Consider the following 24,982-nt stretch of genomic DNA (forward strand, 5'->3'; position numbering starts at 1 on the left):
CCCCAGTATCCAAACAATGACGCCGCGATACCCTATCAACCCCAGCCAAGCAACCACAGGCACACCGACAAATGCCGTCTAAAACGAAAAACGGGGGACAGATGCCCCCCCGTTCACCGCTTGTAATCCGTTTGACCCGGATCAGTCGTAAATCACCTGAAAATCCACGCGCGATTGCGGCAGACCCGGCTCGCCCTCAACATTGACCGCATATGACGGTGCGCCGACAAGAATCCGACCCTGCGTATGTCCGGCAGACAGCAAGGCATTTCGCATGGCCAATGCCCGCAAGCGTCCGGTTGAGACATTCTCGCGGTTGCCCGCACGATCAGAGTGTTGCCCGACAATGCGCAGCCACGCCCCGTCACATTGTGCAACCTCTGCAGCAAGGTCCAGTACCGCGCCTAATTCACCAGCCGGCGCAATAATTGAACCGGGCGCATAATATTGACGCGCCAAGGCTGCCTTGCTGGTCAATTGCGCCACACAATCCGCCGCTGGCTTTTCCTGCCAGGGTTTGGCCGATGGGGTAAAGCTGGCCTGCTGGGCCGATTTCACGATCGAAAACTCAACCCGTCGATCATAATAGGCAGCACTTTCCTCGCCCACCACATTCGAAGGTCGCGTGTCGCCAAAGCCCACAGCGATGAATTTCGATGTGTCCATACCAGATGCAGCCAAACGGTTGATCACCGCCTCGGCCCGTTGCTTGCTCAGCTTCTGATTGGATTGCGGGTTACCGGAAGGATCCGAATGACCTTCAACCTGCACCGCATATCCCGGACAATCCTGCAACACCATGCCCAGCAAACGCGCAGCTGAAAGCCCGGCGTCTTCACCGGAAAGCCCACCGGCAGGGAAATATATCCGTGCAGAAGATGCCAGTTCGCCCAGATCCTGTTCGCAGGAATTGGCCACTGCCAGATTCGCCTGTGCGGAAGCAAAGAAATCCGCAGCGCTTTCGCCGTTAAACGGTGCATTCTGGCTGGCGGGTTCGACCTGTGGTTTCTCCACGGGGGCGACCTGCAAAAGATCAAGCGGTGCGTTGCGCGTCACCTCCCCAGAGGGATTGTTTTCAGCTGTGGTGATGCTGCCTGCGGATGCCTGTGACTGTGCCGTGTTAGCACCGTTCGGGCTGGCCAATGCCGCAACAACCGACGCGTTGAAATCCGCCAGACGCTGCTGTTCGTAAGGATCAGCCGCCGCTGCGATTTCGCTTTCCTGTCCATCCGAAGAGAATAACGAAAAGCCGTTTTCCCGATCTAAATATCCCGTTGCTACCAGAACAATCGCGATTGTTGGTGCAATCCAGACTATATTTTCCTTGAAAAATGACATTGTGTTTTAGTCCCCCCACTAAATCTTGCAGTTGTGTCAAGCCTGATCAGCAGAAATCCGCCCGCACACAACCTGTAGTGTAGCTTCTCTTACCTTTGGTCAAGATGAAGTAGGGTTTTTCCCACAAAAATCGGTGCAATTTTCTGAAAAACCACCAAGGAAAGGCGAATTTCGCAAAATCCCACCTGCAAATGCCCCTTTTAGGCTGCAAGTCACTGGCCTGCGGGCCAGCTGGTTAAAATCACATCCCAAGCCTTGACGAAACCACCGCCGCAGAATACCCCCAGCGCCATGGCGGGCCTGTAGCTCAACTGGTTAGAGCAGAGCGCTCATAACGCTTTGGTTGCGGGTTCAAGTCCTGCCGGGCCTACCATCGCCGCCATTTCAGCCAGATACCACTAGCGATTTGCGCTTACGTACCAGTTTACCGTCATTTCCACGACCACATCACCAGATGAATCGCGCAGCTCTACCTGCACATCAAAAGCGACCTTGCCGTCGGCCTTGATCGCTTGCATCAGCGCCGCCCCGTCTTGTGATGTCTTCGCCTGAGCGGTCAGCAGACCTTTGGCAACTTTCTTGAACGCGATATTTGCCACAGCCGCCACCGGCCGCATGTTCAGGATCACCGGGGCCAAAGCACCCGCCATCGCTGCGCCCGAGGCTGCCTCGCCCAGAGTGAACATCGCACCTGCGTGCATCGACTGGATGTGATTGGAGACTTCATCGCGCTGGTCAAGTTCCGCACTGGCGGTGCCATCCCCGATCTCAAGCAGTTTTACACCAACGTGATTGGCAAAGGGCACGGCAGAATCGAGGTGGGATTTGATCATGTCATAGGGGGTCATGGGATGCTCCGGCTGTTGTCGGGCCCAGCGTGACGAATCTGCCATGGCTGTGCAATTGTTCCGCTGGGTCGCATTCGGTTTAACGGGCGATGACGATATCCGCGCGTAACCCACCCAGCCGCTGCGATTCCCCTAGGCGCAGGACGCCGCCATGGGCACGGGCAATATCCGTGGCAATTGCCAGTCCAAGCCCCACACCACCCCCCAGATCCTGATTGCGTGACGGATCAAGACGGGTGAAGGCGCGAGTGGCCTCGACCCGGCGTTCTTCGGGGATGCCGGGTCCGTCATCCTCGACACGGATGCGCAGGGTTTTGTCGGTCAGCAGCACCGACACCTCTGCCCGCGCCCCATAGCGCACCGCATTTGAGATCAGATTGTCCACCGCACGCCGGATCGCCAGCTGACGCAGCTTGACCGTACCGGTGCCGTCGCCTTCACGATTCAGTAATACCACATCGCGCCCTGCCCGCTGGGCCTCTGCGACAATCTCAGCCACCAGATCATAAGGTGCCACTGCTTCCGGTGTGCCCTCGGCGGCCCCTTTGGCAAAATTCAGGAATTCATCCAACATCCGCTGCATGTCATCCACATCCTGCATCAGGGGTTCAGCCTCATCATCCTCCAGCATCGACAGGCTAAGCCGCATCCGCGTCAAGGGGGTGCGCAGGTCGTGGCTGACCCCGGACAACATCAAGGTGCGCTGTTCAATATGACGTTCGATCCGGTTGCGCATATCGATAAAGGCGTTGCCCGCGCTGCGCACTTCCACAGCACCCGCCGGGGAATAGGGTTCATGCCGCCCCCGGCCAAAGGATTCGGCCACCTGCGCCAGACGTTTGATCGGCCTCAGCTGGTTGCGCAGATAGACGAAGGCGATACAGGTCATCAAAACACCAAAAAATATCGTGTAAACAAATAGTTGATGTGGATTACTGGCCGAAATACGCCGCCGATCCAGTATAACCTCAAGCGGCCCAATGTCGGAGATCAGATAAATCCGCACCCCATCACTTGCGGTAAAATCAACCGCTTTGAAGGCTGGCATATTCTGTGCAAAGCGATTCGCGCTGACCCGCCCTGAATAGTCATACCAGCGCATCATATTGCGCGGCGGCAGATCCTCCGCAGTTACCGGGATCACCTCAATCTCCAAAACCCCCAGTTGCGCGGCCACCACCCGTGGCACGGCGGCGCGAGAGGGTGCCGCTTCGGCCACGTCCAGCACCAGCGCCAATTCGCGCAGCACCGTATCGGTCATCTGATGGGTAACTCCTTCAAAATGCCGCTGTGCAAAAAGCACCGTAACAACCAGCTGGATGATCACCACCGGCAGCAGCAGGATCAGGGCCGCCCGCCCGTAGATTCCACGGGGCATATATTGTTTGAGCCAAAGGAAGGACATGGGCTACAGCTTAGCCAGCCCCCATCCCCAACGAAAGGCCAAACCATGCTGCCCCCCGACGACTTTGACCCCGCCATCGGTATAGCCGAAGAGCTGGAACCCGGTTTGCGCAGAATCGTTGCCCCAAACCCTTCTCCCATGACCTATCGCGGCACCAATACCTATCTGTTGGGCACCCGTGGCCTCGCGGTGATCGACCCCGGCCCCGCAAGCGATAGCCATCTGAGGGCGATTCTCGATGCGGTCGGGCCGGATCAGAGGATTACCCATATCATTGTGACCCATACTCACCTTGACCATTCGCCCCTCGCCCGCCCGCTGGCCAATGCCTGTGGCGCGCAAATCCATGCTTTCGGCGACGCAACAGCCGGACGTTCCCCGGTCATGCAAACCCTGGCCGAAAGCGGGTTGATGGGTGGTGGCGAAGGCATCGATGGTGCGTTTTCGCCAGACCATCTGCTCGCCGATGGTGCGGTTGTGCAAGGCGACGGCTGGCAGCTTGAAGCGCTCCATACCCCCGGTCATATCGGCAACCACCTGTCGCTTGCCTGGGGTGACGCCTGTTTCACGGCGGATCATGTCATGGGCTGGGCCTCCTCGCTGGTCTCGCCACCAGACGGCGACCTGACGGATTTCATGGCCTCCTGCGCCAAACTGGCAAGCCGGGAGTGGCGCGTGTTTTATCCCGGCCATGGTGCCCCGGTCACCGAAACGGCCGCGCGGCTGGCATGGTTGGTGTCCCACCGCACATCACGCGAAGCCGCGATTTTGCAGGCCCTTGAAGCCGGTCCAGCCACCGCCCATAACATCGCCCGGCAGGTCTATGCCGAAACGCCTGCTGCCCTGTTGGGTGCGGCCACCCGCAACGTTCTCGCGCACCTCGTTGATCTCACGGGGAAATCCCGGGTCGAACCGCTTGGCCCCCTGCATGCGGAAGCCGAATTTCAAAGGGCAGTAGGGTAAGGTGAAAAATATCTGACTTTCCGGCGAAATCCCTCTGGACGTCCCAAAACACTTTGGCTATTACGCCCTTACCGTTCCGACGTAGCTCAGCGGTAGAGCAGTTGACTGTTAATCAATTGGTCGTAGGTTCGATCCCTACCGTCGGAGCCATAAAAAGCCACTAAGCTCAACAGCTTGGTGGCTTTTTTGCTTTTGACAAAAAATACACCGATATTCCGCCAAGCGGTCTCAAAACCCATAGATGACCTGTTCCGAAGATCCTTGCAGCTCCCTGCGCACCTAGTGACGCAGCGAGACAGACAATTGGCTTTGATGCCCGAACGGGACGTTACCGCACAAGCTCCTCTAGAAATATTTCGAATCCAAAGGAGGGACAGCACATGCCCCCAAAAGCAACCCGGCTTCAGGCTTCCTGTACGGCGATCTCGGCCATCTTCATGATGGCTTCCCGGCTATCCGCCACAGCGATAAAGCGGGCGTTGTGGCAGAATTTGGCCCCCGCAACACCGCAAGCCGCTTCAAGGGCCGCATCCGTTAATCCCGCCCATGCGGCAGGCAGGTCGGCGCGTTGTTCGAACGTATCATTCGACAGTTTGATTCCGCCCAGCGTCCAGTCCTCTCCACGCGGGCAGACGACAAACAGAATATGATCCGCACCTGCCTGATCCAGCGCCGCGCCATAGGGCATGCCCATGGGCAATTCCAATATCGCCGAACTGCCCGCCGCCTCTATCGCCGCCAAAACAATGCTGCGGGCCCGTGCCTTGGCTGTCATGGTTCGGATTTCCGCCTCGATCAGGGCCGTGACAATCGGCAGGGCCGCCAGAAATGCCTCATCATCTGCTGTGGGGTTTGCATCATCAAACACCGGTTTAAGACTGCCCAACAGCGCCGGCAAAGTCAGCGCCGACAAAGGCCCTGCAACCGAAGGTTCGACGGCACCATTGTCCAGCAAATCAATCGGCAGTACGAATTTCGTATCAAATTTGTCATGAATCGCCTCGATATCCTGTTCAGGCACGGCCAGGGCGGTCAGATATGCACGCCCATATTCCGCCCAGATCAACCCGAAAGAGCTGAACGGTTGCCCATCCTCACGCAGCGGGCTGGGGCGTTGGTGATGATCGAAAATCTGCGCCGCCCGATCAAAATCACCGCCCACATCATAAATGATCCGATCCGGTGCCGGTGTGATCCACTGCCGGTCGCGACTGCGCTGCAATTGCGCATCCGGATAAAGCCGCGTCAGGATCGCAGAAGATAACAGTTCGTCAGCGTGAAAACCGCCGGAATGGGTCACAAGATAGGAAATGCTCATGGATGCGCTCCTGATGAAGTCAAATGGCACAGGCGGCGTAAACGGCCCCCTTTAAACGGGTCAGCCCCAGCATTTCACAGATGTGGGCACATAGGACAAGGCTTTGATTGGAAATGAACAAGCGCGACTTCATATATAGCGCAGTTTACGCTCAACCGGAAATCGGGTCTGCTGACCTTCCATGAAGGGATATCAGCCAGCGGAACGCCCCGGCCCCATGAAGCTTGGCCGCAAATCGCCAGCCACGCGATCCATTGGTCCAAGATAGCTACCGTGTTTTCTAAAATTGAAGTCAAACTATTGCCACATTTGCGCCCAGCTGAGGCCCAGCTTCTGCGGCAGCCTTCTTGCATTGGCCGGTTTCTCCCTCTTCCGGTCGCAATTCAGGAGCAGCCAGATGGCACGCCTAGACATCAGTGAAACACCCAAGACGCCCGCACCAAAACCCGAAACACCTGCACAGGCCAGCACCCCAAAGCCAAGCCCAAAACCGGTTTTTACAGATTACGCCAGCCTTTAACAGCGCTTTTGACGGGTGACAGTACAACGGCCAGCACGATATGCTGCACAGCATGTCCACACCCGTTTCCACCATCCGCAACCTTGGCCCGGCTTTTGAAGCAAGCTGCACCGCAGCTGGCATCAAAGATGCCGAAACCCTGCGCGATCTGGGCCCGGACGCCGCCTATGCTAAAATCCTTGCGACAGGGGCAAAGCCGCATTTCATCGGCTATTACGTTCTGGTGATGGCGCTTCAGGGCCGCCCGTGGAACGATTGCAAAGGTGCCGAAAAAGCCGCCTTGCGCAAAAGATTCGACGCGTTGAAAACAGCACATCGCCCTGCCCCGGAACATACGCTTGACCAATTGCTTGACGACATTGGCGTGCGCAAACCCTGATCCCCCCACATAAAAAAGGCCGCATCACTGCGGCCCTTTCCAAATACGTCTGATCTAGCTCAGCAGGCTTAGCCCACCAGCTCCAGACCAGAGAAGAAATAAGCGATCTCTTCTTTTGCAGTTTCCGGTGCGTCTGACCCGTGAACGGAGTTTTCGCCAACGCTTTCAGCGAACTCGGCGCGGATGGTGCCGGCAGCAGCATCCGCAGGGTTGGTTGCGCCCATGACTTCGCGGTTTTTCGCGATGGCGTTTTCGCCTTCCAGAACCTGTGCAACGATGGGGGCAGAGGCCATGAATTCACACAGTTCGCCATAGAAAGGACGTTCAGCGTGTACTTTGTAGAATTCGCCAGCCTGCGCCATGGTCAGGTGAATACGCTTGGAGGCGACAACGCGCAGACCTGCGTCTTCGAATTTCTTGACAATCGCACCGGTCAGGTTGCGGCGGGTTGCGTCTGGTTTGATGATAGAGAATGTGCGCTCAAGGGCCATGTGGCTTGCTCCTGTGGGGGTTAATTTGGCCGCTCCCTAGCATGCAGTCTGGCCCATGAAAAGCCGTGATTGACGGCGCGGGCGCATTGCGGCACACCCCGCCCATGTTACGTATCTCAGAAATCAACTATTCCGTCGAAGGTCGCCCTCTGTTTGAGGAAGCCTCCGCTGTCATCCCCGATGGTCACAAGGTGGGCCTTGTCGGGCGCAATGGCGCGGGCAAAACCACGCTGTTCAAGATCATTCGTGGCGAATTGGGTCTTGATGCCGGGGAAATCACCCTGCCCTCCCGCGCCAAAATCGGCGGCGTGGCCCAGGAAGTGCCCTCATCGGAAACCTCGCTGCTGGATACGGTGCTGGAGGCCGACACAGAACGCGCCGCTTTGATGATCGAATCCGAAACCGCCACTGATCCGGGGCGCATTGCGGATATTCAGGCGCGTCTGTCTGACATTGATGCATGGTCCGCCGAAGGTCGCGCCGCCTCGATTCTCAAAGGTCTGGGGTTTGAACCCGAAGATCAGCAAATGCCCTGCTCTGCCTTTTCCGGTGGCTGGCGCATGCGCGTCGCGCTGGCAGGGGTTCTCTTTGCCCAGCCCGACCTCTTGCTGCTGGATGAGCCGACAAACTATCTCGACCTTGAAGGGGCTCTTTGGCTTGAGGCATATCTTGCCAAATACCCGCACACGGTCATCATCATCAGCCACGACCGCGGCCTCTTGAACCGCGCGGTCAATGGCATCCTGCATCTGGAAGACCGCAAGCTGACTTTCTATCAGGGGCCCTATGATCAATTTGCCCGCCAACGCGCCGAACAACGTGCGGTTCAGGCAGCCATGGCCAAGAAACAACAGCAACGCCGCGACCATATGCAATCCTTCGTGGACCGCTTCAAAGCCAAGGCGTCCAAAGCGAAACAGGCGCAATCCCGTCTGAAGATGATCGAAAAGATGGATATGATTTCAACGCCGGAACAGGCGGCGAAACGTGTGTTCACCTTCCCCAAACCCGAAGAGCTCTCGCCCCCGATCATATCCATCGAGAACGGCGCAGTGGGCTACACCGAGGGCAACCCAGTGCTCTCGCGCCTCAACCTGCGCATTGATCAGGATGACCGCATCGCGCTTTTGGGCCGCAACGGTCAGGGCAAATCGACGCTCTCAAAACTGCTGTCGGACCGGCTGGTGCTGATGGACGGCAAGGCGGTCAACGCCAATAAACTGCGCATCGGCTTCTTCGCCCAGCATCAGGTCGATGAACTCAACATCAATGAAACCCCGCTGCAGCATCTGATCTCGGCCCGCCCCGGCGTGCTGCATTCCAAACTGCGGGCTCAAATGGCTGGCTTCGGCCTTGGCCCGGATCAAGCCGAAACCGAAGTGGGCCGCCTTTCCGGCGGACAAAAAGCCCGCCTCTCGCTCTTGCTTGCAACGCTCGACGCTCCGCATCTGCTGATCCTTGATGAGCCAACAAACCATCTCGACATCGAATCTCGCGAGGCATTGGTCGAGGCGCTGACCCAATATTCCGGTGCCGTCATCCTTGTCAGCCACGACATGCACCTGTTGTCGATGGTCGCTGACCGCCTCTGGCTGGTCTCGAACGGCACCGTGGTCCCTTATGAGGACGACCTTGAATCCTACCGCAAACTTTTGCTGACCCCGACCAAACCGGTCAGCAAAAACACCAAGGCCAAGGAAAAACCCAAAGAGAAACGCGCCAGCCGCGAGGACATCCTCGCCCTGCGTTCCGAAGTGCGCAAAGCCGAGGCCCGCGTCACCAAGATCAATGAAATGCGCGATAAGCTGGCCAAGAAACTCGCCGACCCCGCCCTCTATGAAGGCAGCAAGGTTGGCGAACTCGAAGTCTGGAACAAGAAATACGCCGAAGTCATGGACGCCCTCGCCCGCGCCGAAAGCCTCTGGATGCAGGCAGAAGAGAAACTCGAAAAGGCCTCCGCCTGAGCTTTCTCTTTTTGGCCTTAAATGCTGCGGGGAAACGGTCTTTGACCGATGGGGCAGAGCCCCTTAAAACAAAAGAATGGGCGCAGCCCGCAATTGGATCGACGCTAAGATGACCTTCGACACGGCCTATATGATCACCGCCCTTGTCACCATGTTTGTGGTGATCGACCCCATCGGCATCGCACCCCTGTTCCTCGCACTCACCTCTGGCATGACACCGGGGCAACGCCGACGGGTCGCATTAAATGCCTGTCTGGTGGCCGGGCTGGTCCTTGCCCTCTTTGCCTTTTTCGGCGAGGCGGTGCTAGGCTTTGTCGGCATTTCCATGCCTGCCTTCCGCATTGCGGGTGGGATCCTGTTGTTCCTGACCGCCCTTGATATGTTGTTCGAACGGCGCACAAAACGCCGCGAGGACCGCACCGAAGGGGAAGAAATCGACGACCCTGCGGTCTTTCCGCTCGCCATCCCGCTGATCGCCGGTCCCGGTTCCATCGCCTCGATCATCCTGCTGATCGGCGAAAAACCCGGCGGCGAGGGATTGCTCACGGTGCTGGGCATCACTGCCCTGACGCTGATCGTGCTGGGCCTGACCCTGATGGCAAGCAGCTACCTTGACCGGATCATTGGCAAAAAAGGCATTGATGTCATCACCCGCATTCTGGGCATGTTGCTGGCTGCGCTGGCGGTGCAATTTGTGCTGGACGGTCTGGCCGCCTTTGGTTTTGGCCCCGCCACGGGCTGACAGCAAGGCGGTGCGTCCCTATATGTGAAAACACCGCAACAGCCCAAGGGAACACCATGGCAGACTTAGATACCGGCAACCTGATCTATCTGATTGTCCTCTTGCTGATGGTCGGTGGTTGGTTTTTCATGCAATCACGCGAGGGGTTGAACAAAACCCTGCAATACGCCGCGGTCTGGATGATGATCTTTATCGGCGGGGCCGCTGCTGTGGGCCTTTGGCAGGACATCAGCCGCGATGCCCGCACCCCGCAATTCAGTGTTGCGGGCAGTGATCAGATCATCGTGCCCCGTGCCCGTGACGGCCATTATTACCTGACCGCCGACGTGAATGGTGCCAACCTGCGCTTTGTGGTCGACACCGGAGCCAGCGATATGGTGCTGACCCAGAAGGACGCCAAACGCGCTGGCATAAACCCTGAATCCCTTGCCTATCTGGGCCGCGCCAATACCGCCAACGGCGAGGTGCGCACCGCCTTTGTGCGGCTTGACCAGGTACAGCTCGGCGGCATTATCGACACGGATGTCGCCGCCGTGGTGAATGAAGGGCAGATGGAGCAGTCGCTTCTGGGCATGGGCTATCTGCAACGTTGGGGACGCATCGAAATCACAGGTGGCGAATTGATCCTGACGCGATAGATGCGCGCGCCGCCTTCCTTTCTGCTATCCCCGCACTATGATCCCTTCGAATTTACCCCTCCGTATGTGAACCCAAGGTGAGGCATGAAACCTCTTTCGACAGCCCCTGAATTGCGCACCCAACGGTTGGTTCTGCGTGGCCCCGAACGGGACGATCTGGCGGCGCTTACCCGCTTCATGACCAGCGCCCCTTCCATGCAAGCTCAGGGAGAAACGGTCACAGCCGAACAGGCGTGGTTCGGGTTTCTGACCGGCGTAGGCCATTGGCAATGGCACGGTTTCGGCTTTTTTACCGTTGTGGAACAAAGCACCGGTGATCCGGTCGGCCGGGTCGGGCTGCTCAAACATTCAAACTGGCCCGACATCGAACTGGCCTGGCATCTTTTCGAGGGTGCCGAGGGCAAGGGTTATGCCACCGAAGCCGCATTGGCCGTAAAGAAATGGGCCCATGAAGATCTGGGGCTGGACAGGCTGTTTAGCTATATCGACATTGGCAACACGCGGTCTCAGGCAGTGGCAAAGCGTCTCGGTGCGGTGACGAACCACACGCGCGCGCCTCACGAACCGCAGGCCGAAGTCTGGGTACACCCGATGGACGCCGACCGCAGTTCGCGGAAGCCCTGACAGACCGCAGCCGTGAAAATCCGCGCGCATTGGCAGAGGTCGGGCCCTGACGTCACTGCCGAACGGGCAAGATAACTTTTATCCAGCCCCCCTCAAGTCTCGGCCTTCTTCTCCCAACGCCCTGATTCCTCTGACCAATATTGCGCCGATGCCCCTGCGTCCTTCAGTGCCTTCCACTGGCCCCGCGCAACGTTCAGCGCGGCCTCGTCTTCGCCGTCAAACAACACGCAAACCCGCTGCAACGCCGCGACCTCCTCTGCCGTGACCGCTGCGCCATGCACCGACATCACGCAATCCGGTGCATTTGCCGCCACGTCCGCCGTGGTCAGCAAAACCGGTTGCAAGGCATCATCATCGCCCCCTGCCATGGCATGGGGCAGGAACTCTTCCTCTGGCCCCTGCCACAACACCCGATCCAGATCCGCCAGCGCTTGCATATCGGTGCCGCGCACCGCCACGGTCCAGTCATTCTCCATCGATTTGGAAAGCAACATCCGCAGGGTCTCGACCAGTGGCCGGCGCGTCAGATGGTAGAAATAGGCCGCCCCCATCGCGCCTATCCTTTTTCAAACCGGTCGCGCACAAGGCGGTTCAACGCCGCCACCCCCCAGCCGGTGGCCCCTGCTGGTGCCAATGCGGTTTCCGATTTGACCGAGGCCACACCGGCAATATCAAGGTGAATCCACGGGGTGCCCTCCTTCACAAACCGTTTGAGGAACTGCGCCGCGGTGACAGATCCCGCAGCCCGCCCGCCAATGTTCTTCATATCCGCAATCCGGCTTTTCAGCAGCGCGTCATAGCCCGACCCCATCGGCATGCGCCATGCGCCTTCGCCCTCGGCCTCTGCCGCTTTCAAAAACGCATTACACAGGCTGTCGTCATTGGAAAACACGCCAGCATTTTCATGTCCCAGCCCGACAATAATCGCGCCTGTCAGCGTTGCCAGATCAATCATCGCCGCCGGTTCAAACCGGTCCTGCGCGTACCACATCACATCACAGAGCACCAAACGCCCCTCGGCATCCGTGTTGATCACCTCAACCGTGTCGCCTTTCATAGAGGTCACAACATCACCCGGACGTGTAGCATTGCCCGACGGCATGTTCTCAACCAGACCGACCAGCCCGACAACATTTGCCTTGGCACCGCGCAGCGCCAGCGACCGCATGACCCCGGCCACAACACCAGCGCCGCCCATATCCATGGTCATGTCTTCCATGCCCGCCGCAGGTTTCAGGCTGATGCCGCCGCTGTCAAACACCACCCCTTTGCCGACCAGCGCCAAAGGCGCGTCATCCTTCGCCCCGCCGTTCCATTCCATGACAACCACCTTAGACGGGCTGTCCGACCCCTGCCCCACAGACAGCAAGGTGCGCATGCCCAGCTTGGCCAGCTGGTCCTCTTCCAGAACCTCGACTTTCAGGCCCAGCTTGGTCATCGCGGCCAGTTGATCGGCAAACTCTGTTGTGGTCAGCACATTCGCTGGTGCGTTGGTCAGATCGCGGGTCATAAACGCGCCTTGCGCAATCGCCAGCAAGGGCGCGGCTGCAACTTCGGCCTCCTCCGGCTTGTTGCACATCACGACCACCGCGCCGCTGCGCTCTTTTGCCTCGGTTTTGTGATCGTCAAACCCGTAGTCCCGCATCACCAGACCAAAACAGACCTCGGCCACGTATTTCATATTGGCGGCAATCAACAAAAGCTCTGCCCGCCCACGCAGTTTCGCCAGTGCCGCCCCGGCCTTGCGCGCCTCCTGCACATCCGTGCGCCGCGGCAGATGCACGATGTCCACCGCCTCTGCGGCCATGCCTACGGGAAAGGCCAAAGAGAAGGCCTCACCCGGCTTGGATTTGGCGAATTTCTGCCCGTCCATCAACCGCTGCACCGCCCCGCGCGTCAGCTTGTTGACCCGCCGCGCGCCTGCGTCCAAAGGACCCTCTGGGGCCACAAAAATGGCGACGCGGCCTTCCTGCGTGGCGATCTGGTCAATGTCGGTGGCGGTAAAGGTGATCGGGGTGAGAGCAGTCATGAGATGGGCCTTTGTTTGCGATTTCACACAAGACCTAGCGTGAAGGGCCACCCATGACCAGTTAGCAGTTTTCCCCGCCCATATTTTGCTTTAATGATTGCGTCAAAACAGACCAAATCAATCTGTTTGGCGCCAAATGAACCTTTGGGGAGGAACGAGTGGCACGACTAGACCGCTATATGCTGTCACAGCTTTTGCTGCTCTTTGGCTTTTTCGCCCTTGTTCTGGTTGCCCTGTTCTGGATCAACCGGGCTGTGGTCCTGTTTGACCGACTGATCGGCGATGGGCAATCCGCGCTTGTTTTCCTTGAGTTCACCGCCCTTGGCCTGCCCAAGCTGATTACCACCGTCCTGCCCATCGCCACCTTTGCCGGCGCGGTCTATGTCACCAATCGGATGGCCTCGGAATCAGAGTTGACCGTGTTGCAATCCACCGGATCCAGCCCCTGGCGACTGGCGCGGCCGGTGTTGATCTACGGGCTTTGTGTCGCGGCGATGATGAGTGTGCTCAGCCATTTTCTGGTGCCTATGGCACAGGCCGAACTGACCCAGCGTGAAAACGAGATTTCGCAGAACGTCACCGCCAGCTTGCTGCGTGAAGGGCAATTCCTGCATCCCACGCAAAACGTCACCTTCTACACCCGCGTGATCGATTCCAGCGGGGTGCTGCGCGATGTTTTCCTGTCAGACCGGCGCAATCCGGCTGAAGGGGTGATCTATACCGCCGCCGAAGCCTATCTGGTGCGTAACGGGGCTGGTACAACCCTGATCATGGTGGATGGTCTCGCCCAGCGGTTGAACAAATCCGATACCCGTTTGGCCACCGCGAAATTCCGCGATTTTTCCTTTGATATCTCTGCCCTTGTGAACCAAAGCACGGATGGGTCGCAAACCGCCTCCAACCTCATCTCACCACGGTTGATGGCAGATTGGGACGTGGTCTCGACCCTGACCGGTGATGCCAAGGGCGTCATTGCCGAAGAGCTGCATGCAAGGTTTGCCCAACCGCTGTTTTGTATCATTGCGGCCCTAGTCGGCTATGCCACCTTACTGGTGGGCGGGTTTTCACGTTTTGGCGTCTGGCGCGAAATTGCCATCGCCTTTGCCCTGCTGATCGCCATTGACGGCATGCGCGGCGCGCTGGTGGACACTGTACGCGAGGACGCCAGCCGCTGGCCGCTGCTTTACCTGCCCTCGCTTGTCGGCGGCATGATGGTTGTGGCGATGCTGTGGCATGTGGCCAATCCCAGCTGGCTGAACAACATGCGACGGAGGCGTGCAGCACCATGATTCTACACGTCTATTTCGCCCGCCGCTTCATGCTCGCCTTTTTGATGATATGCAGCGTCCTGTTTGCTCTGGTCATGCTGGTGGATGGTGTGGAACAGGCGCGCAAATTCAGCGGGCTTGATTTGGGGTGGCAGCGAATTTTGGGGCTGACCTTTCTGAATGCACCGCAAACCATCAATCTGATCCTGCCGTTGATTGTGATCTTGGCAACCATCACTCTGTTCATCTCGCTGGCGCGTTCGTCTGAGCTGGTGGTGACACGCGCCGCAGGCCGCTCTGCCCTGCGGGCCTTGATTGCCCCGGTTTTTGTGGCGCTGATGATCGGCATCATGGCGGTCGGCATGCTGAACCCCATCGTGGCGGCCACCGGCAATCGCTATCTGCAACTCTCCGAAAGCTATCGCGCGGGTGGCGCATCTGCCCTGTCGATCAGCGATGAAGGGCTGTGGCTGCGTCAGGGCAATGCGGATGGGCAAACCGTGATCCGCGCCTGGCGTTCGAACCCGGATGCCTCTGTGCTCTATGAGGTGACCTTTATCTCCTATGACATGGAAAACGGACCCGTGCGGCGGATCGAAGCTGCAAGTGCGGCATTGATCGAGGGTGCCTGGTCTTTACAGGGTGTCAAATCATGGCCGTTGACCCCCGGTGTCAATGCCGAAGCCAACGCGCAGTATTTCGACGATCTGCAGCTTCCATCCTCACTGACTCTGGAACGTATTCGGGAAAGCATCGGCAAACCGGCTGCCGTGTCGATTTATGATCTGCCGACCTTCATCGGCCAGCTCAAACAGGCCGGGTTCTCTGCGCGCCGCCACGAGGTTTGGCTGCAAACCGAATTTGCCCGCCCGCTGTTCCTGATGGCGATGGTGCTGGTGGCCAGCGCCTTTACCATGCGTCACACCCGCTTTGGCGGCACCGGCGTGGCCGTGCTGATGGCGGTACTGCTGGGCTTTGGGCTCTATTTCATCCGCAGCTTTGCGCAAATTCTGGGTGAAAACGGCCAGATCCCGGTTTTATTGGCTGCCTGGGCACCGCCTGTGGCCTCGGTGCTGCTTGCGCTTGGTCTGTTACTACATGTGGAGGACGGGTGATGCTGCGGACCCTGTTGATTGCCCTCACCCTGTCACTTCCTGTCACCCTGTCATCGCCGGTGGCGCTCCGGGCACAGGAAACCCAATCAAATGCGGCCATTCTAATCGCAGATGAGGTGTTTATTGAAAGCGACCGCACCTTGGTTGCACAAGGCAACGTCGAGGCCTTTCAGAATGGCACCCGGCTTCGCGCGAAGTCCGTTCGCTATAATCAGAATGACGGCAGCCTGACCATCGTGGGGCCGATCACCCTGACAGATGGCGGCGAGACCCTGATTTTTGCCGATGCCGGTCAGCTGGACGCGGATATGCGCAACGGTATTCTGACCGGTGCACGGTTGATCCTGAACCAGCAGTTGCAACTGGCCGCCGCACAGGTGGACAGGGTTGAGGGGCGCTATAGCCAGCTGTCGAAAGTCTCCGTAACCTCCTGTAAAGTCTGTGACGACGGCAGCGCCCCGCTGTGGCAGATCCGTGCCAAACGGGTGATCCACGACCAGCTCGAAGATCAGCTCTATTTCGATCAGGCACAGTTTCGCATTCTGAACATGCCGGTGTTTTATGTGCCGCGCCTGCGCTTGCCCGGCCCCGGTCTGGAACGTGCGACAGGTTTTCTGGTGCCCTCCACCCGCACCACGTCTCAATTAGGCACCGGGCTGAAAATCCCGTATTTTATCAAACTCGGTGATCACCGCGACCTGACTCTGACGCCCTATCTGTCCAGTGTCACCCGCACGCTTGAATTCCGCTATCGGCAAGCCTTTCGACGGGGGCGCATCACCTTTGACGGGGCCTATACCCGTGACGACCAGCGGCCCGGAAAGCAGCGCGGCTATGTATTCGGGCGCGGCGATTTCGATCTGGAGCGCGATTTCAAGCTGGATTTTGATATCGAAACCACCACCGACCGCGCCTACCTGAACGAATACGGGTATTTTGTCGAAGACCGGCTGGAAAGCCAGATCACCGCCAGCCGCGCACGGCGCGACGAATTTATCCGCGCCAGCTTCTACAACTTTGAAAGTCTGCGGGCAGATGACATCAACGACAACCTCCCCACGGTGGTGCTGGACGGGGAATATGAACGGCGCATTTTCCCACAAACTGTAGGGGGCGAACTGCGCCTGCGTCTGCAAGCCCATGCGCATCGGCGCAACTCGGATCGCGATACCGATGGACCAGACGCAGATCTGGTGACGGATGGGCGTGATGTGGCGCGGCTGCACGGACAGGCGGATTGGCGCCGTCGCTTTACGTGGAACAACGGGCTGGTTGCGGATCTGCGCACCGGTGTCAGCTTTAACTTCTTTGACATCACGCAGGATGCTTCTTTTGCGCAGAACCATTCCGACATCGTACCCGTGGCTGCCTTGGCGCTGCGCTATCCCATGCTGCGCCGCGAAGGTGGCGGTGTGACACAGCTGCTGGAACCTGTTGCACAAATCGGCTGGACCCGGGGACGCCGTCTGAATGTGCCCAACGATGAAAGCACGCGGGTGGAATTTGACGAAGGCAACCTGTTGTCCCTGTCACGGTTTCCCCGCCCGGACCGGCGCGAACGCGGCACCGTAGCGGCAGTTGGCTTGAACTGGTCACGGATCAACCCGCAAGGCTGGGACAGCCATATTTCACTGGGTCAGGTGTTTCGCAGCGACAGCGACCCTGACTTCTCGATCACCACCGGCTTGGGTGGCGTGTCGTCCAATATCCTGTTTGCGGCACAGATTGTGACCCCAAACGGGCTGTCCCTGTCTGGACGCAGCCTGTTTGACAAAGATCTACATTTTGCCAAAGCGGAATTGCGCGGCAACTGGGGTTTCAAACGCGGATCACTTGCTGGCAGCTATGTATGGCTGGACGAAGATGCTGCTGAAGACCGTGATGAAGCGGTTTCGGAAATCCTCTTGGCCGGGCGGTATGAAATCAACAACAATTGGGAAGTCAAAGCTGACTGGCGCTTTAACGTGGCAGACGATCGTGCCGCAACAGCGGGCCTTGGCGTCAGCTACACCAATGAATGCGTCAACGTCGATCTCTCGGTGGCGCGCAGCTATTCTTCGTCAACGGCGGTTGAGCCTACGACAAGTTTGGGGTTTAACGTGGGCCTAAGGGGCTTTTCAGCCACGGCGGGCAACCAAAAATATAATCGCTCATGTAAAAGGTGATACAGATGAAATTCTCAGCAGTGTTTCGGGGCCTTGCCCTTGCAGGCGCGATTGTTCTTGGCGGCCAGATGGCGCAGGCACAAAACCTGTTCGCCCCCGCCGCCCGTATCAACGACACGGTGGTCACCGAATTTGAAGTGCAGCAGCGTCAGCGGTTTTTGCAGTTGCTAAACGCGCCGGGGTCGGATCGCGACACAGCTTTGCAAGGGTTGATTGATGACCGGCTGCGCGCGGTCGCCGTAGCACAGGCCGGGATCGCCCTAACCGATGAAGGGCTGAACGAGGGGCTGAGCGAATTTGCCTCCCGCGCCAATCTGACCCTGCCTGAATTCACCAAGGCGCTGGAACAATCCGGCGTGTCGCGTGAAACCCTGCGGGATTTTGTGGCCAATTCGCTGGGCTGGCGCGAGCTGATCCGGGCCCGCTATTCCCGTCAGGCCGCTGTCTCTGAGGATGAAATCAAACGTGCCCTCGGCAACACGCGTTCCACCGGCTCCGGGCTGCGCGTTCTGTTATCCGAAATCATCATCCCTGCCCCGCCACAGCGCGCCACACAGGTGATGGCATTGGCCGAACGCATCGCACAGTCCCAATCAGAGGCTGAATTCTCTCGCTACGCCGCACAATATTCCGCCACCGCATCACGTGGGCGCGGCGGGCGCATGCCCTGGACGCAGCTGGAACAGCTGCCGCCATCGCTGCACCCTTTGCTGCTGGCCCTTGCCCCTGGTGAGGTTACAGCACCGCTGCCAATCCCCAACGCCGTTGCCCTGTTCCAGCTGCGCGGCATTGAGGAAAGCGGCAAACCGGCCAAAGTGTATTCAGAGATTGAATATGCCGCCTATTACATGGCCGGTGGCCGCTCTGAGGCGACATTGGCACAGGCTGCACGTTTGCGCGGCGAGGTTGACACCTGTGATGATCTTTACGCCATCGCCAAAGGCCAGCCGGAAGAGGTGCTGGAACGCGGAGCCAAGGCCCCGGCCGAGATCCCGCAGGACATCGCCTTTGAACTGGCCAAGCTGGACAATGGCGAGGTCTCAACGGCCCTGACCCGTGCAAATGGCGAAACACTGGTGTTTCTGATGCTGTGCAACCGCACCGCCGCCGCCAATGCCGAAGCCAGCCGCGAAGATGTGATCAGCGCCCTGCGCCAGCGCAAATTGCAGGGGTTTGCGAACCTCTACATGGAGCAGCTGCGCGCCGATGCGCATATCTTGATGCAATGAGCCGCCCCGCACTGCCGGTCGCGATTTCCTGCGGCGAACCTGCCGGCATCGGACCCGAGGTCGCCGCCGCCGCCTTTGCTGCGCTGGCACATGAGGTGCCGATGCTTTGGCTCGGCGATCCGCGCCATCTGCCCGAAGGCACGCCGCACAGGCTTGTGAACCATGCCAGCGAAGCCGCTGACCCCAGCCCCGACGCCCTGCCCGTGCTGGCACAGGATTTTGGCAGGCCACGTCAACCGGGTGTCGCGGACCCGGTCCATGCCCCGCAGGTGATCGAGATGATCGCCCGTGGTGTGGCACTGGTGCAGGACGGGCATGCTCTTGCGCTCTGTACCGCGCCGATCCACAAAAAAGCCCTGAAAGACGGCGCAGGTTTTTCCCATCCCGGGCATACGGAATATCTGGCCGCGCTGGCCGGTGTAGATGATGTGGTGATGATGCTGGCCTCGGACCAGTTGCGTGTGGTGCCTGCCACCATCCACATCGCGCTGGATCAGGTGCCGCTGCAATTGACCCCGCGGACCCTGCGTCATGTGATCGAAATCACCCATGCCGGTCTGCGCGACCTGTTTGGCATTGCCGCGCCGCGCCTTGCCATTGCCGGATTGAACCCGCATGCGGGCGAAGGCGGCACCATGGGCATGCAGGAACGCAGCTGGATCAACGATCTGGTCACGCAGATGCAGGGCGAAGGGTATGGCCTGACCGGCCCGCTGCCTGCTGACACGATGTTCCATGCCGCTGCCCGCGCCCGTTACGACGCCGCGATCTGTATGTATCACGATCAGGCGCTGATCCCGATCAAGACGCTGGATTTTGACAAAGGTGTCAACGTCACGCTGGGCCTGCCCTTTATCCGCACCTCGCCTGATCACGGCACCGCCTTTGACATCGCCGGCAAAGGGATCGCCAACCCCACCAGCATGATAGAGGCAATCCGCATGGCACATCGTTTGGGGCAGAACCGATGAGCGCCATCGACACCTTACCGCCCCTGCGCGAGGTCATTGCTACCCATGGGCTGTCGGCGCGCAAATCACTGGGGCAGAATTTTCTGCTGGATCTGAACCTGACTGCGAAAATCGCGCGACAGGCGGGGAACCTGACCGGCTGTGATGTGCTTGAAATCGGCCCCGGCCCCGGCGGGCTGACCCGTGGATTGCTGGCCGAAGGGGCGCGCCATGTGCTGGCGATCGAGAAAGACCCCCGCTGCCTGCCCGCGCTGGCAGAAATCAGCAGTGCCTATGACGGCAAGCTGACGGTGATGGAGGGCGACGCCCTTGAGATCAACCCGCTGGAACATCTCACACCGCCGATCCGGGTGGCCGCCAACCTGCCCTATAATGTGGGCACCGAACTGCTGGTGCGCTGGCTGACACCGGCCGAATGGCCACCCTTCTGGCAAAGCCTGACCTTGATGTTTCAACGCGAAGTGGCGGAACGTATCGTCGCGGTGCCCGGGTCCAAGGCTTACGGACGACTGGCCCTCTTGGCCCAATGGCGGGCGGATGCGCGCATTGTATTGCACCTGCCGCCGGAAGCCTTCACACCGCCGCCCAAGGTGTCTTCCGCCGTGGTGCATTTGACCGCCCTGCCGGAGCCGCGCTTTCCAGCCGATCCGGCAATCCTGAACCGTGTGGTCGCTGCCGGTTTTAACCAGCGGCGCAAGATGCTGCGGGCCTCGCTGAAAGGTGTGGCACCGGATATGGAAGACCGGTTACGGGCTGCGGGCATCAAACCTACCGAACGTGCTGAACAAGTTTCGCTGGAAGCCTTCTGCGCCCTTGCCCGCGAAGTCGCGAAAAAATGAAACGGCTGATGTCAGCCTTTATTCTGCTTGTGGTCCTGACGGCCTGCGCGACCAAAGGCCCGGTGACGGCCACGGAACCCCAAATCACTGCCCTTGCCCAAAGCCTGCGCCAGATGTCACCGGATGTGGACCCACGGGAAGCAGATCGTGCCGCACGGATCTCCTATCAAACCGCCTTTGCATTGGCGCAAACCTATCAGATAACGGACCATCCGCTGATCCATAACAGCAAGGTGAACGCAGGCACCAAGCCACGCGGCCTGTGTTATCACTGGGCTGAAGACATGCAGGCACGGCTGCTGGCAGAAGGCTTTGAAACGCTGGATGTGACCCGCGCGATTGCCAATTCACATACGCGGTTCCTGATTGATCACAGTACCGCCGTCCTGATCCCTACCGGGGCCAATATGAAAGACGGTGTGGTGATTGATCCCTGGCGCGGCGGCGGGCGGCTTTTCTGGTCCCCGGTAACTCAGGACAGCCGTTACAACTGGCTGCCCCGCGCGCAGGTCCTGCGCGACAAAGGCCGTATTCACTATGTCCACCGCACGGACGGGTCATTGGCAGCACCACCCATCGACTAACCCCGCAGACCGGATACAAAAAGCCCCGCTCTCTGGCGGGGCTTTGGGTTATTCTGCTGCCTCTGGCTGATCGCCACTGTCGCCGCTGCCGTCCGGCTTTGCCTCAGGCTGGGCCTTTGGCTTGGGTTTGCGGCGGGGCGCGCGTTTCGGCTTGGGCTTGCTTTCAGGGGTATCCACCAGACCGCTGTCTTCTTCCGCCTCTGGCTCGACAATCGGCTGGTCACCATCCGCCGCATGTCCGCCGCGTGGCTCTTTACCGCCATGCTGGGGCTGCTGTCCGCCCTGCTGTTGCTGCTGGCCGCCCTGATTGTTGGCCTCACGCTCCTGACGTTCGGCGCGTTCACGGTCGCGTTCGGCCTGACGTTCACGGTTCTGGCGCTCTTGCTCTTCGCGCCGTTCTTCCATCTCACGTTGGGCTTCGGACAGCATCCGCAGATAATGTTCCGCATGCTGCTGAAAGTTCTCAGCCGCAACACGGTCATTGGAGAGCTGGGCGTCGCGGGCGAGCTGGTTGTATTTCTCAATCACCTGACTTGGCGTGCCACGCACCTTGCCTTCAGGGCCGGAGCTGTCAAAGACGCGGTTGACGACATTGCCGCCCTGATTGTTATTACTGCGGTTGCGGTTGTTCTTGGACCGGCCCCGGGATCTTGTGGATTTCATGAAAGGATATCAGCCTTTGGTGCTGTTTCGCGAAGAATGACCGATTGCGCAAAGCGCGGGCATCATCGGTCGAGAAAATGTTGGGTTAAAAACCGCGCGGGACCGCCGAAAGCATCCACCGCTGCAACATCTTTGAATAACCACGCCAACGCCCCTACGGCAAGGGTAAAACCGCTAAATTTGCGCAAAAAGTGCAGTTTCACGCCGGTTGCGCTGCACAAACCACACGGGGCCGCCCATCTAGATCATGCGCCAGCTCAACACTGGCCCAGCCTGCACGGCTGAAAATGTCACAAACCGCCGTGCCTTGCTGCCAACCGATTTCAACCATCACACGGCCATTTGCCGTCAGATAGGATTGCGCATTCTCTGCAATGATCCGGTAGACCGACAAGCCATCCAGCCCGTCGGTCAGGGCCATCCGCGGCTCGTGATCCCGCAATTCCGGCGCAACATCCGCCATTTCCGTGACCGCCAGATAAGGCGGATTTGACACGATCAGATCAAAGCGCCCCGCAACCGCCTCAAACCAATCCGACTGAATGATTTCTGCCCGCCCTGCGACCTCATGCAGCACCGCATTGGCACTGGCTTGCAGACAGGCGGTTTCTGACAGATCCGCCCCGACGCCGGTGGCATCAGGCCGCTCTGCCAGAAGCGTCACAAGGATGCAGCCCGATCCGGTGCCAAGGTCCAGCACCCGATCGAAGGGCGCGCCAAGGGCCAGATCGATCAGCGTCTCGGTTTCCGGCCGTGGGTCGAGCACCTCGCGGCTGATTTTGAACTCGCGGCCATAAAACGCCCGTGCGCCGACCAGTTGCGACACCGGTACACGCACCGCCCGCAAGGCGACAAGCTGTTCATATCTTTCAGCAATTTCGGGTGCGATCTCTTCGGGTGCAATCAGTGTCACCCGCGCCGCATCCACACTTGCGGCATGGGCCAACAACAGGCGCGCATCGCGTGCAGGGTCCGGCACCCCGGCGGCGCGCAGACGTGAGGCAGCAGTGGCCATGGCCTGTGCGGCGGTACTCACCCGTTCATCTCGGCCATCAGCCGGGCCTGTGCATCTGCGGTCAAAGCATCGACAATTTCATCCAGATCACCCTGCATCACCGCATCCAGCCGATAGAGCGTCAGGTTGATCCGATGGTCGGTCATGCGACCTTGCGGGAAGTTATAGGTTCTGATCCGCTCTGAACGGTCCCCTGACCCCACCTGCGATGCGCGATCCGCAGAGCGTTCATCATCCATCCGGCTCCGCTCCAGATCATAGAGCCGCGCCTTGAGAACCTGCATCGCCTTGTCCCGGTTGCGGTGCTGCGACTTCTCTGAAGAGGTCACCACGATTCCGGTGGGAATATGCGTGATGCGCACCGCGGAATCGGTGGTGTTCACATGCTGGCCCCCTGCCCCTGACGAGCGCATGGTGTCGATACGAATGTCATTGGCGTTGATTTCAATGTCCACATCTTCGGCTTCAGGCAAAACAGCCACTGTCGCCGCAGAGGTATGAATGCGCCCCCCTGATTCGGTGGTTGGCACCCGCTGCACCCGGTGCACGCCGCTTTCGTATTTCAGCCGCGCAAACACGTTCTGGCCAGTGATATGCGCCACCACTTCCTTGACGCCGCCCAGTTCGGTCATCTGCTCTTCGATCAGATCAAAGCCCCAGCCGCGTGTTTCGGCATAGCGTTGGTACATCCGCAACAGGTCTGCCGCAAACAAGGCTGCCTCATCCCCGCCTGTACCAGGCCTGATCTCAAGCATCGCAGGTTTCGCATCCGCCGCGTCTTTGGGCAAAAGCGCCACCTGCAAGGCCGCTTCCGCCTCCGGCAAAGCCGCCTTGATACGCGGCATTTCCTCTTGCGCCAGCTCTGCCATCTCAGGATCGGCCATCATCACCTGCGCCTCATCCAGATCGCGCAGCAATTGCATATAAGCATCGATCTGATCGACCACCGGGCGCAGATCCGCATATTCCTTAGCCAGGGCCGCAAAATCAGCGCCATCCGAGCCAGATGACATGGAGGCTTCCAGAAACTGGAAACGTTGAGAAATTTGTTCAAGGCGGTCCAATGGTATCATGGTCAGATGCTGTCGCTGATAGAAGGGCTTTGGTCAAGGGCCGCGTCGTGCTATGGTACCTGCATGAAACGCCTTTGCCTCCTTGCGGGCCTGATGGCCCTGCCCGCCCCTACGGCAGCTTTTGCCGATGCAACCTACCCCAATGGCAAGACGGTGGATTGCTATTGCACAGACCGCAGCCATAACCGGATTGAACTGGGCGAAACAATTTGTCTGCAAGTTGATGGGCGCATGTTCATGGCACAATGCCAGATGTCGCTGAACGTGCCGATGTGGCGCGAGGTGCAGGAAGGTTGCCTGTCCTCCTCACTCCAGCGCAGCGAGCCACCCCTTGATCCGCTTGCCATTCACCCCAAGATCTGAGCGCCCGAAACGCGACCGCCCGTAAACCTCAAGGTAACGGATGTCACCGTCTTCCACGAGGCCCTGATAGATGCCGATGGTGGTGTAATCAGGAAAGCCAATCATTGGTGTTCGGGTCACAAAGGTCATTTGCCCCGCCTCGACAGAGCCCGCCACCAGCGTGCTGCGCGGCGTGGCACTTATGATCTTGGCCAACTGACGGAATTTTGCTGCCCCATCCCCCTCAACTGGTTCGCGCCAGACAAAGCTTTTTGCCCCTGGCCTTTCCCCCATGCCGGAAGGATAGGCCTGTTTATGCCAGTCCTGCGGATCAACCGGTGCCAGCCGCACATAAGCCAAAGCCGCAACAACCACAAAGAATATGCCCCAAAGGACCATAGGCATCACCCCCAGATTCATCCTGCCCATAAGCTCATTCCAGCGCGCGCAACCGCCCGA

The 24,982-nt window shown here is 59.1% G+C and carries 26 protein-coding genes and 2 tRNA genes; 17 read left to right on the forward strand and 11 right to left on the reverse strand.

All coding sequences use genetic code 11. The features are described from left to right. Positions 1 to 141: 141 nt before the first annotated feature. Positions 142 to 1,338 (reverse strand): OmpA family protein, encoded by a 1,197-nt coding sequence (locus QQL78_RS07995; protein ID WP_284372283.1) that lies wholly within the window; start codon positions 1,336 to 1,338, stop codon positions 142 to 144. A 296-nt stretch (positions 1,339 to 1,634) separates the two neighbouring features. Here QQL78_RS07995 and QQL78_RS08000 point away from each other — a divergent pair. Beyond that, positions 1,635 to 1,711, forward strand: a tRNA-Ile gene (locus QQL78_RS08000). A gap of 25 nt (positions 1,712 to 1,736) precedes the next feature. Here the strand turns inward: QQL78_RS08000 and QQL78_RS08005 are convergent. After that, a complete protein-coding gene (locus tag QQL78_RS08005) occupies positions 1,737 to 2,186 on the reverse strand; it encodes a PaaI family thioesterase (RefSeq protein WP_284372285.1) in 450 nt (149 codons plus the stop codon). Between the two features lie 79 nt (positions 2,187 to 2,265). Then, on the reverse strand, positions 2,266 to 3,591 hold the full coding sequence (locus QQL78_RS08010) for an ATP-binding protein (RefSeq protein WP_284372287.1): 1,326 nt from the start codon (positions 3,589 to 3,591) through the stop codon (positions 2,266 to 2,268). Between the two features lie 45 nt (positions 3,592 to 3,636). Here QQL78_RS08010 and QQL78_RS08015 point away from each other — a divergent pair, with 45 nt between their 5' ends. Both QQL78_RS08015 and QQL78_RS08020 read left to right on the forward strand, forming a co-directional pair. Continuing rightward, positions 3,637 to 4,554 carry an MBL fold metallo-hydrolase gene (locus QQL78_RS08015; protein WP_284372288.1) on the forward strand — a complete coding sequence of 306 codons (918 nt, stop codon included), beginning with the start codon at positions 3,637 to 3,639 and terminating at the stop codon, positions 4,552 to 4,554. Between the two features lie 75 nt (positions 4,555 to 4,629). Beyond that, positions 4,630 to 4,704 (forward strand) — tRNA-Asn (locus QQL78_RS08020). Between the two features lie 253 nt (positions 4,705 to 4,957). Here the strand turns inward: QQL78_RS08020 and QQL78_RS08025 are convergent. Beyond that, positions 4,958 to 5,872: an MYG1 family protein gene (locus tag QQL78_RS08025; RefSeq protein WP_284372290.1), complete on the reverse strand. Its 915-nt coding sequence runs from the start codon at positions 5,870 to 5,872 to the stop codon at positions 4,958 to 4,960. A gap of 397 nt (positions 5,873 to 6,269) precedes the next feature. Here QQL78_RS08025 and QQL78_RS08030 point away from each other — a divergent pair, with 397 nt between their 5' ends. Together QQL78_RS08030 and QQL78_RS08035 are read left to right on the forward strand one after the other, a co-directional pair. Then, entirely contained in the window at positions 6,270 to 6,392 is a 123-nt protein-coding gene (locus QQL78_RS08030; protein WP_284372292.1) for a hypothetical protein, read from the forward strand. 52 nt (positions 6,393 to 6,444) lie between these two features. Continuing rightward, positions 6,445 to 6,771, forward strand: coding sequence for a TfoX/Sxy family DNA transformation protein (locus QQL78_RS08035; protein WP_284372294.1), 327 nt, complete (start codon positions 6,445 to 6,447; stop codon positions 6,769 to 6,771). Positions 6,772 to 6,839: 68 nt separating this feature from the next. On the opposite strand, the gene ndk is transcribed toward QQL78_RS08035, so the two are convergent. Beyond that, positions 6,840 to 7,262, reverse strand: a complete 423-nt coding sequence (gene ndk / locus QQL78_RS08040) for a nucleoside-diphosphate kinase (RefSeq protein ID WP_284372296.1) — start codon at positions 7,260 to 7,262, stop codon at positions 6,840 to 6,842. 104 nt (positions 7,263 to 7,366) lie between these two features. Between ndk and QQL78_RS08045 the strand changes: the two genes are divergently transcribed. The 4 genes from QQL78_RS08045 to QQL78_RS08060 all read left to right on the forward strand — a co-directional run bounded on the left by QQL78_RS08045 (position 7,367) and on the right by QQL78_RS08060 (position 11,230). Continuing rightward, positions 7,367 to 9,226 (forward strand): ABC-F family ATP-binding cassette domain-containing protein, encoded by a 1,860-nt coding sequence (locus QQL78_RS08045; RefSeq protein WP_284372298.1) that lies wholly within the window; start codon positions 7,367 to 7,369, stop codon positions 9,224 to 9,226. 109 nt (positions 9,227 to 9,335) lie between these two features. Continuing rightward, complete coding sequence (locus tag QQL78_RS08050; protein WP_284372300.1) at positions 9,336 to 9,968, forward strand: MarC family protein; 633 nt, start codon at positions 9,336 to 9,338, stop codon at positions 9,966 to 9,968. Positions 9,969 to 10,024: 56 nt separating this feature from the next. Beyond that, complete coding sequence (locus QQL78_RS08055) at positions 10,025 to 10,606, forward strand: retropepsin-like aspartic protease family protein (protein ID WP_284372302.1); 582 nt, start codon at positions 10,025 to 10,027, stop codon at positions 10,604 to 10,606. Positions 10,607 to 10,690: 84 nt separating this feature from the next. Next, entirely contained in the window at positions 10,691 to 11,230 is a 540-nt protein-coding gene (locus tag QQL78_RS08060; RefSeq protein ID WP_284372304.1) for a GNAT family N-acetyltransferase, read from the forward strand. Positions 11,231 to 11,322: 92 nt separating this feature from the next. Here the strand turns inward: QQL78_RS08060 and QQL78_RS08065 are convergent, their stop codons facing one another. Continuing rightward, positions 11,323 to 11,781 (reverse strand): DNA polymerase III subunit chi, encoded by a 459-nt coding sequence (locus QQL78_RS08065; RefSeq protein WP_284372306.1) that lies wholly within the window; start codon positions 11,779 to 11,781, stop codon positions 11,323 to 11,325. A gap of 5 nt (positions 11,782 to 11,786) precedes the next feature. Next, positions 11,787 to 13,259 carry a leucyl aminopeptidase gene (locus QQL78_RS08070; RefSeq protein ID WP_284372308.1) on the reverse strand — a complete coding sequence of 491 codons (1,473 nt, stop codon included), beginning with the start codon at positions 13,257 to 13,259 and terminating at the stop codon, positions 11,787 to 11,789. A 158-nt stretch (positions 13,260 to 13,417) separates the two neighbouring features. On the opposite strand from QQL78_RS08070, the gene lptF reads away from it, so the two are divergent. The 7 genes from lptF to QQL78_RS08105 are packed head-to-tail and all read left to right on the forward strand — an operon-like array spanning position 13,418 to position 21,430. Then, positions 13,418 to 14,548 carry an LPS export ABC transporter permease LptF gene (gene lptF / locus QQL78_RS08075; protein ID WP_284372310.1) on the forward strand — a complete coding sequence of 377 codons (1,131 nt, stop codon included), beginning with the start codon at positions 13,418 to 13,420 and terminating at the stop codon, positions 14,546 to 14,548. Beyond that, positions 14,545 to 15,642, forward strand: a complete 1,098-nt coding sequence (gene lptG, locus QQL78_RS08080; RefSeq protein ID WP_284372311.1) for an LPS export ABC transporter permease LptG — start codon at positions 14,545 to 14,547, stop codon at positions 15,640 to 15,642. The genes lptF and lptG overlap by 4 nt, the downstream gene beginning before the upstream one ends. Further along, positions 15,642 to 17,807, forward strand: coding sequence for an LPS-assembly protein LptD (locus QQL78_RS08085; RefSeq protein WP_284372313.1), 2,166 nt, complete (start codon positions 15,642 to 15,644; stop codon positions 17,805 to 17,807). Before lptG ends, QQL78_RS08085 begins: the two co-directional genes overlap by 1 nt. A 5-nt stretch (positions 17,808 to 17,812) precedes the next feature. Beyond that, entirely contained in the window at positions 17,813 to 19,036 is a 1,224-nt protein-coding gene (locus QQL78_RS08090; RefSeq protein ID WP_284372315.1) for a peptidylprolyl isomerase, read from the forward strand. After that, a complete protein-coding gene (pdxA, locus tag QQL78_RS08095; RefSeq protein WP_284372317.1) occupies positions 19,033 to 20,007 on the forward strand; it encodes a 4-hydroxythreonine-4-phosphate dehydrogenase PdxA in 975 nt (324 codons plus the stop codon). The genes QQL78_RS08090 and pdxA overlap by 4 nt, the downstream gene beginning before the upstream one ends. Next, positions 20,004 to 20,846 (forward strand): 16S rRNA (adenine(1518)-N(6)/adenine(1519)-N(6))-dimethyltransferase RsmA, encoded by an 843-nt coding sequence (rsmA, locus tag QQL78_RS08100; protein ID WP_284372319.1) that lies wholly within the window; start codon positions 20,004 to 20,006, stop codon positions 20,844 to 20,846. The genes pdxA and rsmA overlap by 4 nt, the downstream gene beginning before the upstream one ends. An 8-nt stretch (positions 20,847 to 20,854) precedes the next feature. Next, entirely contained in the window at positions 20,855 to 21,430 is a 576-nt protein-coding gene (locus QQL78_RS08105) for a hypothetical protein (RefSeq protein WP_284372321.1), read from the forward strand. A gap of 48 nt (positions 21,431 to 21,478) precedes the next feature. Here the strand turns inward: QQL78_RS08105 and QQL78_RS08110 are convergent, their stop codons facing one another. From QQL78_RS08110 to prfA, 3 genes are all read right to left on the reverse strand, one after another. Beyond that, positions 21,479 to 22,093 carry a DUF4167 domain-containing protein gene (locus tag QQL78_RS08110; RefSeq protein ID WP_284372323.1) on the reverse strand — a complete coding sequence of 205 codons (615 nt, stop codon included), beginning with the start codon at positions 22,091 to 22,093 and terminating at the stop codon, positions 21,479 to 21,481. A 199-nt stretch (positions 22,094 to 22,292) separates the two neighbouring features. Further along, on the reverse strand, positions 22,293 to 23,108 hold the full coding sequence (gene prmC, locus QQL78_RS08115) for a peptide chain release factor N(5)-glutamine methyltransferase (RefSeq protein ID WP_284375497.1): 816 nt from the start codon (positions 23,106 to 23,108) through the stop codon (positions 22,293 to 22,295). Between the two features lie 17 nt (positions 23,109 to 23,125). Continuing rightward, a complete protein-coding gene (gene prfA / locus QQL78_RS08120; protein WP_284372325.1) occupies positions 23,126 to 24,181 on the reverse strand; it encodes a peptide chain release factor 1 in 1,056 nt (351 codons plus the stop codon). A 63-nt stretch (positions 24,182 to 24,244) separates the two neighbouring features. On the opposite strand from prfA, the gene QQL78_RS08125 reads away from it, so the two are divergent. Continuing rightward, positions 24,245 to 24,544 (forward strand): hypothetical protein, encoded by a 300-nt coding sequence (locus QQL78_RS08125; RefSeq protein WP_284372327.1) that lies wholly within the window; start codon positions 24,245 to 24,247, stop codon positions 24,542 to 24,544. Here the strand turns inward: QQL78_RS08125 and QQL78_RS08130 are convergent. Beyond that, positions 24,488 to 24,952 carry a DUF1499 domain-containing protein gene (locus QQL78_RS08130; protein ID WP_284372329.1) on the reverse strand — a complete coding sequence of 155 codons (465 nt, stop codon included), beginning with the start codon at positions 24,950 to 24,952 and terminating at the stop codon, positions 24,488 to 24,490. The genes QQL78_RS08125 and QQL78_RS08130 overlap by 57 nt on opposite strands. Positions 24,953 to 24,982: the final 30 nt, after the last annotated feature.

This window comes from Sulfitobacter pacificus, assembly GCF_030159975.1.
GTDB lineage: Bacteria > Pseudomonadota > Alphaproteobacteria > Rhodobacterales > Rhodobacteraceae > Sulfitobacter > Sulfitobacter pacificus.

Excerpts from the sequence above, each read along its gene's own strand:
- QQL78_RS08055 (WP_284372302.1), top strand. The coding sequence starts at position 10,025 with ATGGCAGACTTAGATACCGGCAACCTGATCTATCTGATTGTCCTCTTG.
- QQL78_RS08065 (WP_284372306.1), bottom strand. The coding sequence starts at position 11,781 with ATGGGGGCGGCCTATTTCTACCATCTGACGCGCCGGCCACTGGTCGAG.
- QQL78_RS08025 (WP_284372290.1), bottom strand. The coding sequence starts at position 5,872 with ATGAGCATTTCCTATCTTGTGACCCATTCCGGCGGTTTTCACGCTGAC.
- QQL78_RS08090 (WP_284372315.1), top strand. The coding sequence starts at position 17,813 with ATGAAATTCTCAGCAGTGTTTCGGGGCCTTGCCCTTGCAGGCGCGATT.
- lptG (WP_284372311.1), top strand. The coding sequence starts at position 14,545 with ATGATTCTACACGTCTATTTCGCCCGCCGCTTCATGCTCGCCTTTTTG.
- QQL78_RS07995 (WP_284372283.1), bottom strand. The coding sequence starts at position 1,338 with ATGTCATTTTTCAAGGAAAATATAGTCTGGATTGCACCAACAATCGCG.
- QQL78_RS08110 (WP_284372323.1), bottom strand. The coding sequence starts at position 22,093 with ATGAAATCCACAAGATCCCGGGGCCGGTCCAAGAACAACCGCAACCGC.
- ndk (WP_284372296.1), bottom strand. The coding sequence starts at position 7,262 with ATGGCCCTTGAGCGCACATTCTCTATCATCAAACCAGACGCAACCCGC.
- QQL78_RS08060 (WP_284372304.1), top strand. The coding sequence starts at position 10,691 with ATGAAACCTCTTTCGACAGCCCCTGAATTGCGCACCCAACGGTTGGTT.
- prmC (WP_284375497.1), bottom strand. The coding sequence starts at position 23,108 with ATGGCCACTGCTGCCTCACGTCTGCGCGCCGCCGGGGTGCCGGACCCT.
- QQL78_RS08010 (WP_284372287.1), bottom strand. The coding sequence starts at position 3,591 with ATGTCCTTCCTTTGGCTCAAACAATATATGCCCCGTGGAATCTACGGG.
- QQL78_RS08105 (WP_284372321.1), top strand. The coding sequence starts at position 20,855 with ATGTCAGCCTTTATTCTGCTTGTGGTCCTGACGGCCTGCGCGACCAAA.
- QQL78_RS08050 (WP_284372300.1), top strand. The coding sequence starts at position 9,336 with ATGACCTTCGACACGGCCTATATGATCACCGCCCTTGTCACCATGTTT.
- pdxA (WP_284372317.1), top strand. The coding sequence starts at position 19,033 with ATGAGCCGCCCCGCACTGCCGGTCGCGATTTCCTGCGGCGAACCTGCC.
- QQL78_RS08045 (WP_284372298.1), top strand. The coding sequence starts at position 7,367 with ATGTTACGTATCTCAGAAATCAACTATTCCGTCGAAGGTCGCCCTCTG.
- QQL78_RS08070 (WP_284372308.1), bottom strand. The coding sequence starts at position 13,259 with ATGACTGCTCTCACCCCGATCACCTTTACCGCCACCGACATTGACCAG.
- QQL78_RS08035 (WP_284372294.1), top strand. The coding sequence starts at position 6,445 with ATGTCCACACCCGTTTCCACCATCCGCAACCTTGGCCCGGCTTTTGAA.
- rsmA (WP_284372319.1), top strand. The coding sequence starts at position 20,004 with ATGAGCGCCATCGACACCTTACCGCCCCTGCGCGAGGTCATTGCTACC.
- QQL78_RS08015 (WP_284372288.1), top strand. The coding sequence starts at position 3,637 with ATGCTGCCCCCCGACGACTTTGACCCCGCCATCGGTATAGCCGAAGAG.
- QQL78_RS08130 (WP_284372329.1), bottom strand. The coding sequence starts at position 24,952 with ATGGGCAGGATGAATCTGGGGGTGATGCCTATGGTCCTTTGGGGCATA.
- QQL78_RS08030 (WP_284372292.1), top strand. The coding sequence starts at position 6,270 with ATGGCACGCCTAGACATCAGTGAAACACCCAAGACGCCCGCACCAAAA.
- QQL78_RS08085 (WP_284372313.1), top strand. The coding sequence starts at position 15,642 with ATGCTGCGGACCCTGTTGATTGCCCTCACCCTGTCACTTCCTGTCACC.
- QQL78_RS08125 (WP_284372327.1), top strand. The coding sequence starts at position 24,245 with ATGAAACGCCTTTGCCTCCTTGCGGGCCTGATGGCCCTGCCCGCCCCT.
- QQL78_RS08005 (WP_284372285.1), bottom strand. The coding sequence starts at position 2,186 with ATGACCCCCTATGACATGATCAAATCCCACCTCGATTCTGCCGTGCCC.
- prfA (WP_284372325.1), bottom strand. The coding sequence starts at position 24,181 with ATGATACCATTGGACCGCCTTGAACAAATTTCTCAACGTTTCCAGTTT.